The 12,857-nt window shown below is 69.2% G+C and carries 12 protein-coding genes; 8 read left to right on the top strand and 4 right to left on the bottom strand.

Annotated features, from left to right (window positions below; all coding sequences use genetic code 11):
- Positions 1–13: 13 nt before the first annotated feature.
- Complete coding sequence (locus E2F46_RS13180) at positions 14–484, bottom strand: hypothetical protein (protein WP_243720432.1); 471 nt, start codon at positions 482–484, stop codon at positions 14–16.
- A 2-nt stretch (positions 485–486) separates the two neighbouring features.
- The gene (locus E2F46_RS13175; protein WP_243720431.1) at positions 487–1,437 is read right to left on the bottom strand and encodes a hypothetical protein; all 951 of its coding nucleotides are present in this window, start codon (positions 1,435–1,437) and stop codon (positions 487–489) included.
- Positions 1,438–1,667: 230 nt separating this feature from the next.
- Here E2F46_RS13175 and prmA point away from each other — a divergent pair, with 230 nt between their 5' ends.
- From prmA to purD, 7 genes are all read left to right on the top strand, one after another.
- Positions 1,668–2,585, top strand: a complete 918-nt coding sequence (gene prmA, locus E2F46_RS13170; RefSeq protein WP_133322801.1) for a 50S ribosomal protein L11 methyltransferase — start codon at positions 1,668–1,670, stop codon at positions 2,583–2,585.
- Between the two features lie 45 nt (positions 2,586–2,630).
- Positions 2,631–3,791, top strand: coding sequence for a DUF3426 domain-containing protein (locus tag E2F46_RS13165; protein ID WP_133322799.1), 1,161 nt, complete (start codon positions 2,631–2,633; stop codon positions 3,789–3,791).
- A gap of 116 nt (positions 3,792–3,907) precedes the next feature.
- Positions 3,908–4,183: a DNA-binding transcriptional regulator Fis gene (gene fis / locus E2F46_RS13160; protein ID WP_243720430.1), complete on the top strand. Its 276-nt coding sequence runs from the start codon at positions 3,908–3,910 to the stop codon at positions 4,181–4,183.
- Positions 4,184–4,287: 104 nt separating this feature from the next.
- Positions 4,288–5,871, top strand: a complete 1,584-nt coding sequence (purH, locus tag E2F46_RS13155; protein WP_133322795.1) for a bifunctional phosphoribosylaminoimidazolecarboxamide formyltransferase/IMP cyclohydrolase — start codon at positions 4,288–4,290, stop codon at positions 5,869–5,871.
- Between the two features lie 32 nt (positions 5,872–5,903).
- Complete coding sequence (locus E2F46_RS13150; protein WP_133322793.1) at positions 5,904–6,308, top strand: hypothetical protein; 405 nt, start codon at positions 5,904–5,906, stop codon at positions 6,306–6,308.
- Positions 6,308–7,411 (top strand): calcium/sodium antiporter, encoded by a 1,104-nt coding sequence (locus E2F46_RS13145; RefSeq protein ID WP_133322791.1) that lies wholly within the window; start codon positions 6,308–6,310, stop codon positions 7,409–7,411. Before E2F46_RS13150 ends, E2F46_RS13145 begins: the two co-directional genes overlap by 1 nt.
- Complete coding sequence (gene purD, locus E2F46_RS13140; RefSeq protein WP_133322789.1) at positions 7,408–8,694, top strand: phosphoribosylamine--glycine ligase; 1,287 nt, start codon at positions 7,408–7,410, stop codon at positions 8,692–8,694. The genes E2F46_RS13145 and purD overlap by 4 nt, the downstream gene beginning before the upstream one ends.
- A gap of 122 nt (positions 8,695–8,816) precedes the next feature.
- Here the strand turns inward: purD and ygiD are convergent, their stop codons facing one another.
- Positions 8,817–9,665 carry a 4,5-DOPA-extradiol-dioxygenase gene (ygiD, locus tag E2F46_RS13135; protein WP_243720429.1) on the bottom strand — a complete coding sequence of 283 codons (849 nt, stop codon included), beginning with the start codon at positions 9,663–9,665 and terminating at the stop codon, positions 8,817–8,819.
- Between the two features lie 246 nt (positions 9,666–9,911).
- Between ygiD and E2F46_RS13130 the strand changes: the two genes are divergently transcribed.
- The gene (locus E2F46_RS13130; RefSeq protein WP_133322787.1) at positions 9,912–11,828 is read left to right on the top strand and encodes an MFS transporter; all 1,917 of its coding nucleotides are present in this window, start codon (positions 9,912–9,914) and stop codon (positions 11,826–11,828) included.
- 144 nt (positions 11,829–11,972) lie between these two features.
- Here E2F46_RS13130 and nudC read toward each other — a convergent pair whose 3' ends face one another.
- A complete protein-coding gene (nudC, locus tag E2F46_RS13125) occupies positions 11,973–12,857 on the bottom strand; it encodes an NAD(+) diphosphatase (protein ID WP_133322785.1) in 885 nt (294 codons plus the stop codon).

Genomic DNA, 12,857 nt, shown 5'->3' with positions numbered 1-12,857 from the left:
ATCCACGGCTTCGTTATCTCGCGCTATCGCGTGCTGATTCCTCCAGGCTCTGAGGCCTGCCGCGGACTCGCTCCGCTCGAGCCGATTCCTGCGTTTTTTCGGACGTTCCGGGCGCTACCTCTTCCCACTCTCCGTTACGCTGCGTGCCGGGCAACGTGCGCACGCCATTGCGTGCGGCGGGGTTCACGATGGCGACGTACTCGCTGGAACCGTCGGGCCAGACCACGCGCACGGTGCTGCCGGGTGGAAGCGAGGTGAACGGCGTACCACTGCTCGCGCGATAGACGGCTGCCATCTGCGCGGCGCCGACGGCACGCATCTCTTCCGGGGCATAGACCGTCACCGTGGCGACCTGGGACAGGTCGGCGTGGTCGCGGCTGTTCGCATCCAGCACCACCACCCCGGCAGCCGCCACCGCATACACGGAAAAGAGCGACAGCCAGAACAGCGTACCCGTTCCCCGTGACCGCAAACGGAACTTCATCATCACTCTCCTCTTCTCCCGACCAGCGCATCGACCGCACGCCGCACCACGTCGGCGCTTTGTCGCGGCACTGCTGCGTCATATGCGAACTCTTCGAAACCCTGCGCCCGGTCGCGCGAACAGATGCCGCCGTTGACGCAGTACGACGTCATCAATGGGCTGTCGGGGCCGCAGTCCATGCCCAGGCGGCACGCTGCGAGGTGCCAGACCAGCTCCCTGTACTGCGGCGCCACGTCGCGCTGCCCGAACAGCGAAGCGGTCGACAGGCCGCCCACGGCGGGCGCAATCGCGCTGTAGGCTTCGCCATCGAATGACGCATGCACGCGCTCCAGAAGCTCCTGGGCGTAGTCTTCCCCTGCCTCCAGCGGCTGACCTGCGGCCAGCAGTTCGGCCTCCGCGGCCAGGCTGCCGGCCTGCGCGGCGTCACGCCGAAGCTGCGTCGTCCGTGCCAACGAAAAATCATCGCCCGCCACGAAGCGCCCGCAGCGACTTGCGACATGATCGCGCGCAGCACGCAGCGCCGCCCCGGCATCCAGGCCCATGTCCTGCAGCAATCGCGAATCCCGTGCGTATGCCGCCGGATCCGTGGCGTAAACAGCACAGGTATCGACCACGCGCGCCATCAGCCACGTCGCATCCGCATCTCCGGCGTGCACCGCGGGTGCCAGTGCCTGCGCGTATCGGTAGAGGTCGCGCGACGCGTTGAACGCCGTGCGCAGGTCCGGCTGCAGCGGCGCCGCGGATGCCGCATCGTGCAGGTCCCGCGCCACGGCCGACGCCGCGCGGCTCGCCGGGTCAGCGCCGCCGCCCTTCGACCCGGCAGATCGCACGGCCGGCGCAGGGATCGCCTCATGCGTTTGTGCCACGTCCGGCTGCGCACAACCGCCCAGCAACGCCGATGACGCGACCAAGGCCGACAGCACGAGCACGCCACGCACCACCAGGGCGCGCATGGCGCGCGAGGCTGTCGGGCGGGGGATGTGCGCTGTTTGCATGCCGTCCTGTGGGAGAAAGCCACGCACCGCCCCGACGGGCGAGCCTGTGCAACTACGGGCGAAGGTGGCGAACCGTCGCATCGCACCTCGATGCAGAACCGGTATCTTATTGCGCCCACCGGCGATCTGCCGTGTACGGCCATCCACTTCCGTACAGCCGCCGCGCCTCACCCACACGCTTCGACGCCATGCCTTTCCTCGAACTCACCGTCCGCTGCAGCGAAACCGAACAGCCCCGCGTCGAACGGGCACTGGAAGACGTGGGCGCGCTGTCGGTGACGATGCAGGACGCGCACCTGGATGACGCCGACGAACAGGCGATCTTCGAGCCGGGCGTGGGCGAGACGCCGCTGTGGCAGGAGATGGTGCTGGCCGCGCTGTTCCCGGGCGATGCCGATGCGCTGCTGCTGCTGGCCACGCTGGAGGCCTTCGATCCGGGCCTGGACTGGTCGGGCGCCAGCTTCCGCAAGGTCGACGACCAGGACTGGGAACGCGTGTGGATGGACCAGTATGAGCCGCTGCGCTTCGGCGAGCGGACCTGGATCGTGCCGTGGAACCGCGACCTTCCGGCCGAGGCAAGCAGCGATGAGGCCGCCATCGTGCGGCTCGACCCAGGCCTGGCCTTCGGTTCCGGCACGCACCCCACCACGTCGCTGTGCCTGCAGTGGCTCGACGCGCTGGCGGTCGAGGGCACGCTGCAGGACACGACCGTGCTCGACTTCGGTTGCGGCAGCGGCATCCTCGCGTTGGCGGCGCTGAAGCTGGGCGCGGCGCAGGCGGTGGGGATCGACAACGATCCGCAAGCCCTTCTGGCCACGCGCGACAACGCCGGGCGCAATGCCGTGGGCGACCGGCTGGACGTATTCGCGCCCGCGGATGACCCGCGTGGAACGTATCCCGTCGTCATCGCAAACATCCTGGCCTCGGCACTCGACGCCCTCGCCGACACGCTGGCCGACCGCACCGCGCCCGGCGGACGCATCGCGCTGTCGGGCATCCTGGACGGGCAGGAAGAAGATCTTCTGCGACGTTTCCGCCCCTGGTTCGACAGGCTTCACGTCGCACGCCAGGGCGACTGGGTCCGCATCGACGGCGTGCGCAGGTGACGGCATGCATGCCTGACGCTTGCGCCGGCATGCTTGAATAGCGGCATGTTCATCAACTGCCGCCACTGCAACGCACTGGTCGCCACCGACCCCGCGACCGATGCGCCGCCGGAACGTTGCCCGCGCTGCCAGGGCGCGCTGCGCGAATCGGATGCGCCTGCGCAGGTGCCGGACGCCGCATCGCCTTCCGCGGATGGCGATCAGGCCGCTCCGACGCAGCCCACTGCCGAACCGATCGAAACCCTTCACGATGGCGAAGCAGCAGCGCCGGAGGATGGCGCAGGCAACGCCGCACGGGAACACTCGGACGACCCTGACGGCGCCTGGCGTCGCGCGGCCGACCTGGTGGCCGCGCTGGCCAGGCGCGACGACCTGCACGACGGGGACGACGCGGCGCAGGACGCGCCAGGCTTCGTCGGCGCGCCGCTGGACGAAGACAGTGGCCTGTCGCCCGGCGCAGCGACCGTGTCAACGGATGCGTCGACCGTATCGCCGACGGTCGACACTGCCGACGTGACCCGGGTCGACGCAGCGGAAGGTGGGGCGACCCGACCCGTGCAAGGCACGCAGTCGGAAGACATCCAGTCAGGCAATGTCGAAGGCCTGTCCGGGGCGCTCGTCCCGACCCCGCCCGCTGCGTCGCAGGACCCCTCGACAAAGACCGATCCGGCCGCCCCGCGGTCGAAAGCCTCCGCGCCAAGTTTCGCTGCGTCGCGTCATGCGTCGGCCCCAGCGACACCCCGGCGACGCTGGGTCGCACCCGCGGCAATCGGCGCGCTTTCCGCGCTGCTGATCCTGCAGATCCTGCTGGCCGATCGTGCACGCCTGTCCATGGATGCAAGCTGGCGGCCGCTGCTGGCCACCCTGTGCGGTGCGCTCGGCTGCAACCTGCCGCCTTGGCGTGAGCCAGCCGCGTTCCACCTGGTCGCGCGCGACGTGCGCGCGCATCCCACCCAGCCTGGCGTGCTGCGCGCCACGGCAACGCTGCGCAACGACGCACGCTGGCCACAGGCGTGGCCACGCGTGGTGCTGACGCTGTCGGACGTGGAGGGCCGCAGCATCGGCATGCGCGATTTCGCGCCCGATGAATACCTGGGCGAAATGCCCACGGAAGCCACGTTGTCCAGCGGACAGAGCGCGATGATCCGCCTGGACGTGCGGGAGCCGGCTGCGAACGTGGTCGCGTTTTCGTTCGATTTCCACTGATCGCAACGCTGCATTGGCGCCACGCACGACGACGCGCTAGACTCGCTCCCCCCTCGTCGCGGCCGCCTTTGCAGCGCAGCGCGGCGATGCTGTCCCAACGCGATCCGGATGCATCCTTGAACACCCCCGAACGTACCGACGCCACGCAACGCGCGCAGCCACGCGCGCCGCTGCGCGAGCATGTCGCCAATTCCGTCCGACGCTACCTCGGCGACCTGAATGGCCATGCAGCGGACAACCTGTACGAAATCGCGCTGCGCGAACTCGAGATCCCGCTGTTCGTCGAAGTGCTGGAGCACTGCGACGGCAACCAGAGCCGAGCCGCGACGCTGTTGGGCATCCATCGCAGCACGTTGCGCAAGAAGCTGCGCGAGTACGGGCTGGACGCGTAACGTCGCCGGGGTCGACGGGCTCGCCGCAGAAGCCGCGCGTCGCGCCGCCGCCGCATCAGCGCTGCGGATTACAATGGCGCCCCCTCCACGCCCGCCCAACCACGATGCCTGACCTGCTGCCCGTCCGCCGGGCCCTGCTGTCCGTGTCCGACAAGACCGGCCTGCTCGAACTGGCCCGCGCGCTCGATGCGCATGGCGTCGAACTGCTGTCCACCGGCGGCACTGCCCGGACATTGCGCGACGCGGGCCTGTCCGTGCGCGACGTGAGCGAGGTCACCGGCTTTCCCGAGATGATGGACGGCCGCGTCAAGACGCTGCACCCGAAGGTCCACGGCGGCCTGCTGGGTCGCGCCGGCATCGACGATGCGGTGATGGCCGAGCACGGCATCGCTGCGATCGACCTGCTGGTGCTGAACCTGTACCCGTTCGAATCGGTCACCGCGAAGGCGGACTGCACGCTGGCCGATGCGGTGGAGAACATCGACATCGGTGGCCCGGCGATGCTGCGCAGCGCGGCCAAGAACTTCGCGCGCGTGGCGGTGGCGACCGATCCATCGCAGTACGCCGACGTGCTGGCCGAACTCGATGCGAACCACGGTGCGCTGTCGGCGAAGATGCGGTTCGCGTTGTCGGTCGCCGCGTTCAACCGCGTCGCGCAGTACGACGCCGCGATCAGCAATTACCTCTCGGCGATCACCGACGCCTCGGCCGACGTGCCGGTGCGCGCGCCCTTTTCCGCGCAGGCCAACGGCAGCTTCGTCAAGGTCATGGACCTGCGCTACGGCGAGAACCCGCACCAGCAGGCGGCGTTCTACCGCGACCTTCACCCCGCGCCCGGCTCCCTCGCTACGTTCGAACAGCTGCAGGGCAAGGAGTTGAGCTACAACAACATCGCCGACAGCGATGCCGCCTGGGAATGCGTGCGCCAGTTCGACGCGCCGGCCTGCGTGATCGTCAAGCACGCCAACCCCTGCGGCGTGGCCGTCGGCGTGGCCTGCGGCGAGGCCTATGAACTCGCCCACGCCACCGACCCGACCAGCGCCTTCGGCGGCATCCTCGCGTTCAACCGCCCGCTGGATGCGGCCACCACGAAGGCGATCCTCGACCACCAGTTCGTCGAAGTGCTGATCGCACCGGACTACGAGCCCGCCGCGCTGGACTACGCCAGGAAGAAGGCCAACGTGCGCGTGCTGCGCATTCCCCTGGCGCCGGCATCGACCGGTTTCATCGATACCAGGCGCGTCGGCTCCGGGATGCTGATGCAGACCGCCGACGATCGCGTGGTGACGCGCGACGCGCTCAAGGTGGTGTCGAAGCTGGTGCCGACCGACGCGCAGTTCGACGACCTGCTGTTCGCGTGGAAGGTGGCGAAGTTCGTCAAGTCAAACGCCATCGTCTATGCGAAGCAGAACCGCACCATCGGCGTCGGCGCCGGACAGATGAGCCGCGTGTACTCGGCGCGCATCGCCGGCATCAAGGCGGCGGATGCGGGGCTGCAGGTCGAAGGCTCGGCCATGGCCAGCGATGCGTTCTTCCCGTTCCGCGACGGCATCGACGCCGCGGCGCAGGCCGGCATCAAGGCGGTGATCCAGCCGGGCGGCTCGATGCGCGACAGCGAGGTCATCGCCGCGGCCGACGAACACGGCATCGCCATGGTGTTCACCGGCGTACGCCACTTCCGCCACTGACCCATCCACGCCCTGCGCGCACGGAGATGACGATGCGATCCGGTTGCTTCCTCGCGGGAATGTTGTGCAGCCTGCTGGCGGCATGCGGCGGCGACGATGCGCGAGCGCTGCAGCAGGCGCGCGACGCAATGGCGGCCACGCTGCCCGCGGCGCATGTCGAGGACCTTGTCATCGAATCGGTGTCGATCGAAGGAGATGCCCTGGTGCAGGTGATCCGCAGCCCCGGCGGCAACGCCATCAAGACGCGTGAACACCCCCGCTTCGAGGAACTGCGGCAGGACGAACAGGACGACTTGCGCCTGCTGTGCGCGCATCCCGCGCTGGAAAGACTGCTCGACAGCGACGTGCGGCTGGCGCGCCGCTTTCTCGACCGCGAGGACAACGTGTTCTTCGAAGTCGAAATGCCGGCAAGCGCGTGCGGGGCGACACCACCGTGATGCTCGCACTGCTGTTCGCGGCGGGCCTCGTCCTGCTGCTGGTCGGTGCCGAGGCACTGGTACGCGGCGCGTCGCGACTTGCGCTGGCGCTGGGCCTGGCGCCCATCATCGTCGGCCTGACCGTGGTGTCCATCGGCACCAGCGCGCCGGAGCTGGCGATCAGCATCGACGGCGCGCTGTCCGGGTCGCCGGACCTGGCGCTGGGCAACATCGTCGGCAGCAACATCGCCAACGTGCTGCTGGTGCTGGGCGTGGTCGCGCTGATCACGCCCCTGGTGGTGCAACGCCAGCTGGTGTGGCTGGACGTGCCGATCATGATCGGTGCCTCGGTGCTGTGCTTCGTGATGGCACTCGACGGACACATCGCACGCTGGGAGGGTGGCGTGCTGCTGGCGGGGGCCGTGGCCTACACGGTGTTCCTGATCCGGTTGGCGCTGCGCACGCCCGAGCAGGTGCCTGAACGTCCCGAGGTGCGGGACGGCAATGGCGTGGCGGCCAAGAAGGCCGGCGTGGTGCGGCAGGTCCTGCTGATGGCCGTGGGCCTGGCGCTGCTGGTGGGCGGCGCGCGCCTGCTGGTGCAGGCCGCGACCGGCATGGCGACCGCGCTGGGCCTGAGCGAGTTGATCATCGGGCTCACGGTGGTAGCGGTGGGCACGTCGCTGCCCGAGATCGCCACGTCCATCCTCGCCGCCATCCGCGGCGAACGCGACCTGGCGGTCGGCAACATCGTCGGCAGCAACATCTTCAACCTGCTGCTGGTGCTGGGCGGCACCGCGCTGATCGCGAGCGAAGGCGTGCCCGTGCATCCGGTGGCATTGCGCTTCGACCTGCCGGTGATGACCGCAGTCGCCGTCGCCTGCCTCCCGATCTTCTTCACCGGCCACTGCATCTCGCGCTGGGAAGGCGCGGTGTTCGTCGGTTACTACGTTGCGTACACTGCCTACCTGTTGATGGCGGCTTCCAGCCACGCCGCGCTGGCCGATTTCCGGTTCGGCATGGTGTACGTGGTGATTCCGATGACCGTCCTCACCATCGCCGCGGTGACGCTGGACAGCCTCAAGGCGCGCCGCACCCGACAGGCACGCAAGGACACTCCGACATGAAGCTGCTCGTCATCGGTTCCGGCGGACGCGAACACGCGCTGGCGTGGAAGCTGGCGCAATCACCGCGCGTCGGGGAGGTGATCGTGGCGCCCGGCAACGCCGGCACTGCGCGCGAGCCGAAGTGCCGCAACGCACCTGTCCATGCGCATGACCTCGACGGCCTGCTGCGGCTGGCGCGCGACGAAGACATCGCGTTGACCGTCGTGGGCCCGGAAGTGCCGTTGGTCGCGGGCGTGGTGGACCGTTTCCGCGCCGCCGGGCTGCGCATCTTCGGACCCACGGCGGCCGCCGCGCGGCTGGAAGGCAGCAAGGCCTTCGCCAAGGATTTCCTCGCACGCCACGGGATTCCCACGGCGTACTACGGCGTGTTCACCGAAGTCGAGCCCGCACTGGCCTACCTCCGCGACAAGGGCGCGCCGATCGTGGTCAAGGCCGATGGCCTGGCCGCGGGCAAGGGCGTGATCGTGGCGATGACCCTGGCCGATGCGGAATCGGCCGTGCGCGACATGCTTGCCGGCAACGCGTTTGGTGAAGCCGGCGCGCGCGTGGTGATCGAGGAGTTCCTCGACGGCGAGGAAGCGAGTTTCATTTCGATGGTCGACGGCCGCACCGCGCTGCCGATGGCCACCAGCCAGGACCACAAGCGCGTCGGCGATGGCGACACCGGCCCCAACACCGGTGGCATGGGCGCGTATTCGCCGGCACCGGTGGTCACGCCCGAGGTGCATGCGCGGGTGATGCGCGAGGTCGTCGAACCCACCGTCGCCGGCATGGCGGCCGACGGCACGCCGTTCACCGGTTTCCTGTACGCGGGCCTGATGATCGATGCGTCCGGCGCGCCAAGGGTGATCGAGTTCAACGTGCGCTTCGGCGATCCGGAGACGCAGCCGATCATGCTGCGCCTGCAATCGGACCTGCTGGACCTGGTGGAAGCCGCGATCGACGGCCGACTCGACACGATCGACGCACAGTGGGACCCGCGTCCGTCGCTGGGCGTGGTGATGGCGGCGGAAGGCTATCCCGGCGCCGCGCGGATCGGCGACACCATCAATGCCTGGGACGCTCCGCCCGTAGAGGACACGAAGGTGTTCCACGCCGGCACGCGCATCGAGGGCGACCACGTGGTGACCGCGGGTGGCCGCGTACTGTGCGTATGCGCCATCGGCGACACCGTCGCCGACGCCCAGCGCAAGGCCTACGCCGAAGTCGCGGGCATCAGCTGGCCGGGCGAGTTCCACCGCCACGACATCGGCTGGCGGGCGATCGACCGCGAGCCAGGCTGAGGCCACTACGGCGCGGGCTCCCGCCATCGCCGCACCCCGGTTCGTGGTGGTCGGCGCATTCGACCCAACGCTTCGCAGTCGCCGGCAGGACGATGCTTGAATGGACCGACCGACAGTGCCCGTCAGACGTTCGCGTCCTCGGGCGGCAGGGCCGTGTCCAGCGGCGCGGCACCCGTGCCGATGCCGGCGGCCTGCGGGCATTGCGCGTCCACCGCGTACGCGGCCATGGACAGCGAGCCGTAGGCATAGCCATCGACCAGTACATCCGCCTGCACGTCGTCCGCCGCGGCCATGCCCGCGAGGTACAGCAGCGGGAGGAAGTGTTCGTCCGTCGGAACGGCGCTGCGGAAGTCCGGATGCGACACCAGTGACGGCACATCATGCGGACGCCACCGCATCAGGTCCCGCACGGCCGCGTCGAAACGGCGCGACCAGTCGAAGGCGCCATCCGGCTGCTGCCAATCGATCGCGCGCAGGTTGTGCACCACGTTGCCACTGCCGACCACCAAGATTCCGCGACGGCGCAGTTCGGCCAGTCTGGCACCGAGCGCGAGGTGCCAGGCGAAGGGCTTGCGCGCATCGATCGACAATTGCACCACCGGGATGTCGGCCTGCGGAAAGGCGTGCACCAGCACCGACCAGGTGCCGTGGTCCAGCCCCCAGCTGTCGATGTCGGCGCCGGCGCGATCGGGCTTCACAAGCTCCGCGATCTCGCCATGCAGGTCGGGGAGGCCCGGCGCCGGGTATTGCACGTCGAACAGCGCCTGCGGGAAGCCGTAGAAGTCGTGGATGGTCCGGGGCCGCGGCATCGCGGTGACCGCCAGCGCGTTGACATACCAGTGCGCCGACACCACCAGGATCGCGCGCGGTCTCGGCACCGACGCCCCGAAGCGCCGCCACGCCTCGGTGAACCGGTTGCGTTCCAGTGCGTTCATCGGGCTGCCGTGGCCGAGGAAGGCGGCGGGCATCATGGGTGTGGCCACCGGGCTGTCTCGCATTGCGATCTGTCGTTGCGAATCTACACCCGGGCATGTCGCGTGGTTGCGCGCGGCGTAGAACGCACTGTCCCCGGGCACGTCGGCGGCGTGGCCCGGCTCGGGGATGGGCGCACGAGGTGACGCGCCACGCTCCCTCCGGTACAACGCGACGCCACCTCGCCGGCGGCGTATCGACCGCCGCATCGCCCCGCTACACTCGCCGCGAGCCACGGAGGCCACATGGCAGACCCCCGCGACAACCACTCCCAGTTCGACCTGCTGCGGCAGCGCCGCTTCCTGCCGTATTTCTCGGTGCAGTCGATCAATGCGCTCAACGACAACGTCTTCCGCCAGGCGATCATCGGCATGCTGTTCTGGCTGCAGGCCAGCGACGAACAGCTGGCGCTGTACGCGACACTGGCGCCGGCGGTGTTCATCCTGCCCTACTTCCTGTTCTCCGGCTTCGCCGGGCAGATCGCGGAGAAGCTGGAGAAACAGCGCCTGATCCGCATCACCACGGCGATGGAGATCGGCATCATGGGCGTGGCGGCGCTGGGCTTCGCGCTGCAGAACCTGCCGCTGCTGCTGCTGGCGCTGTTTTCCACGGGCGTGCAGTCCACGCTGTTCGGGCCGGTGAAGTATTCGATCCTGCCGTCCGTGCTCAAGCCCGAGGAACTGACGGGCGGCAACGGCCTGGTGGAAATGGGCACGTCGATGTCGATCCTGCTGGGCATGGTCGTCGGCGGCCTGTTGTTCAAGCTGGCCGGCGACCAGGGGCCGTGGGTGGCCGGCGGCACGGTGGTGGCGCTGGCGGTGGCCGGCAACCTGATCGCGCGGCTGGTGCCGCGGGTCGAGGCCGGTGCGCCGGACCTGCAGATCAACTGGAATCCGGTGCCCGAATCGGTGCGCATGCTCAAGCTGGCGCGCAAGCAACTGGCGGTACGCAATTCGGTGCTGGGCGTGTCGTGGTTCTGGTTCGTCGGCACCGTGCTGACCTCGCAGTTGCCGGCGTATGCGCGCGTGCACCTGGGCGGCGACGAGACGCTGTACATCTTCGCGCTGGCGCTGTTCTCGGTCGGCGTGGGCGTGGGTTCGCTGCTGTGCGAGAAGCTGTCCGGGCGCACGGTGGAGATCGGCCTGGTGCCGCTGGGTGCGATCGGCATGAGCGCCTTCATCCTCGACCTGTCGTTCGCGCACACCGGCCTGCAGGTCGGCACCGGTAACGGCATGATGGGTTTCGTGCGCGCCGATGGCAGCGCGCGGGTGATCGTCGACCTGCTGGGCATCGGCCTGTTCGCCGGTTTCTTCGTGGTGCCGCTGTTCGCACTGATCCAGGAGCGTTCGCCGCGCCACGAACTGTCGCGGGTGATCGCCGGGCTGAACATCCAGAACTCCGGCTTCATCGTGCTGGCCGCGGCGACCATGTTGGTCACGCAGAAGGCGCTGGGCTGGAGCATCCCGCAGGTGTTCCTGGCGCTGGCGATCGCCAACCTCCTGGTGGCGATCTGGATCTTCACCGTGGTGCCCGAATTCTTCATGCGCTTCGTCAGCTGGCTGATGGTGCGCCTGCTGTACCGGCTGGAGCTGCACGGCATCGAGAAACACGTGCCGGACGAGGGCGCGGCGCTGGTGGTCTGCAACCATGTCAGCTACATGGACGCGCTGGTGCTGTCGGCGACCATCCCGCGGCCGGTACGCTTCGTCATGTACTACCGCATCTTCGAGATCCCGTTGATGCGCTGGATCTTCCGCACCGCGAAGGCGATCCCGATCGCCAGTCCGAAGGAGGATGCGGCGCTGATGCAGCGCGCGTTCGACGCCATCGACGCGGCGCTGGCCGACGGCCAGATCGTCGGCATCTTCCCCGAGGGCAAGCTGACGTCCGACGGCGAGATCGCGGCATTCAAGTCCGGCGTCGAGACGATCCTCGAACGCGCCGCCGCGCGGGGGCAGGTGGTGCCGGTGGTGCCGATGGCGCTGCGCGGGCTGTGGAGCAGCATGTGGAGCCGGCGCGATTCACGGCTGCGGCGCATGCGCGTGCCGCGCAGGTTCCGTGCGCACATCGTGGTGATGGCGGATGCGCCGATCGAAGACCCCACGGTGACCGCGGCGCAGCTGGAAGCGAAGGTGCGGGCGTTGCGGGGGGACGTGGCCTGACGGGGCGCGATCCGTTCGCATCGCGATTCCCGTCACCCCGGCGAACGCCGGGGCCCAGCGTCATTGAGGGCCTTGAAGCGGTTGAACGCGCCGGGTCCGGTCGTTCCCCGGGATGACGGCAGCGGGCGCAGGCGCGGCCCGGGCCTACAACGATGCGTGCCAGGTCTCGATGAGCCAGCGCGAGATCGACAGGCGCGGCGAGACCAGCAGGCCCGCGTCCTTCGTCTCGCCACGCAACGCAGCGCCCACTTCGTCGCGCGTGAACCAGCGCGCGTCCTCGAGTTCCACGTCGTTGACGCGCGGCACGTCCGTCTCGGCCTCGGCCACGAAACCAAGCATCAGCGACGACGGGAACGGCCACGGTTGCGAGGCCAGGTAGCGGCAGCTGCGCACGCGCACCGCCGATTCCTCGAACACTTCGCGCACCACGGTCTGCTCCAGGGTCTCGCCGGGTTCGACGAAACCGGCCAGCGTGGAATAGCGTCGCGCCGGCCAGTTCGCCTGGCGGCCGAGCAGCAGTCGCTCGCCATCGGTCACCGCCACGATCACCGCCGGATCGGTACGCGGGTAATGCTCGAGGTGGCATTGCGTGCAGCGGCCCAGCCAGCCGGCACGGTCGTAACGCAGGGCACCACCGCAGGCACCGCAGTAACGGTGCCGGGCGCGCCAGTGCAGCACGGCGCGCGCCTGTGCGAAGGCAGTGGCGTCGCGCACCGGCCAGGTGGCCGCGGCGGTGCGCAGGTCGACGCGCTGGTCGCTGTCGCCAGACTCATCCGCGAGCAGCGGCAACGCGAACCAGGCCTGTCCGCCATCGAGTCCCAGCAGCACCGCATCGGCGCTACGGTCCGGATGCCGTGCACCGGTACTGGCGCGCAATGCGCCCGCATCGTCGGCCTGCGCGCGGCCGTCGGCATCGAGCAGCAGCACGCGCGCATCCGGCCACAGCGTCGCCAGCCGGGCGGAATCGCTGCGGACATGCTCGGCGCGATCCAACGCGCCATCGATGAAGGCGAACGACGGCGACGGCAT

Origin of the sequence: Luteimonas aestuarii (assembly GCF_004357985.1) — a bacterium.
GTDB classification, from domain to species: Bacteria; Pseudomonadota; Gammaproteobacteria; order Xanthomonadales; family Xanthomonadaceae; genus Luteimonas; species Luteimonas aestuarii.
Note: the sequence above shows the minus strand (reverse complement) of the source record. Positions and strands in the feature narration are given on the sequence as shown.

What these genes read in the sequence shown, in the direction of transcription:
- E2F46_RS13180 (WP_243720432.1), bottom strand. Translation starts at nt 484, where the DNA reads ATGAAGTTCCGTTTGCGGTCACGGGGAACGGGTACGCTGTTCTGGCTG.
- E2F46_RS13175 (WP_243720431.1), bottom strand. Translation starts at nt 1,437, where the DNA reads ATGCGCGCCCTGGTGGTGCGTGGCGTGCTCGTGCTGTCGGCCTTGGTC.
- prmA (WP_133322801.1), top strand. Translation starts at nt 1,668, where the DNA reads ATGCCTTTCCTCGAACTCACCGTCCGCTGCAGCGAAACCGAACAGCCC.
- E2F46_RS13165 (WP_133322799.1), top strand. Translation starts at nt 2,631, where the DNA reads ATGTTCATCAACTGCCGCCACTGCAACGCACTGGTCGCCACCGACCCC.
- purH (WP_133322795.1), top strand. Translation starts at nt 4,288, where the DNA reads ATGCCTGACCTGCTGCCCGTCCGCCGGGCCCTGCTGTCCGTGTCCGAC.
- E2F46_RS13150 (WP_133322793.1), top strand. Translation starts at nt 5,904, where the DNA reads ATGCGATCCGGTTGCTTCCTCGCGGGAATGTTGTGCAGCCTGCTGGCG.
- E2F46_RS13145 (WP_133322791.1), top strand. Translation starts at nt 6,308, where the DNA reads ATGCTCGCACTGCTGTTCGCGGCGGGCCTCGTCCTGCTGCTGGTCGGT.
- purD (WP_133322789.1), top strand. Translation starts at nt 7,408, where the DNA reads ATGAAGCTGCTCGTCATCGGTTCCGGCGGACGCGAACACGCGCTGGCG.
- ygiD (WP_243720429.1), bottom strand. Translation starts at nt 9,665, where the DNA reads ATGATGCCCGCCGCCTTCCTCGGCCACGGCAGCCCGATGAACGCACTG.
- E2F46_RS13130 (WP_133322787.1), top strand. Translation starts at nt 9,912, where the DNA reads ATGGCAGACCCCCGCGACAACCACTCCCAGTTCGACCTGCTGCGGCAG.
- nudC (WP_133322785.1), bottom strand. Translation starts at nt 12,857, where the DNA reads ATGCCGTCGCCGTCGTTCGCCTTCATCGATGGCGCGTTGGATCGCGCC.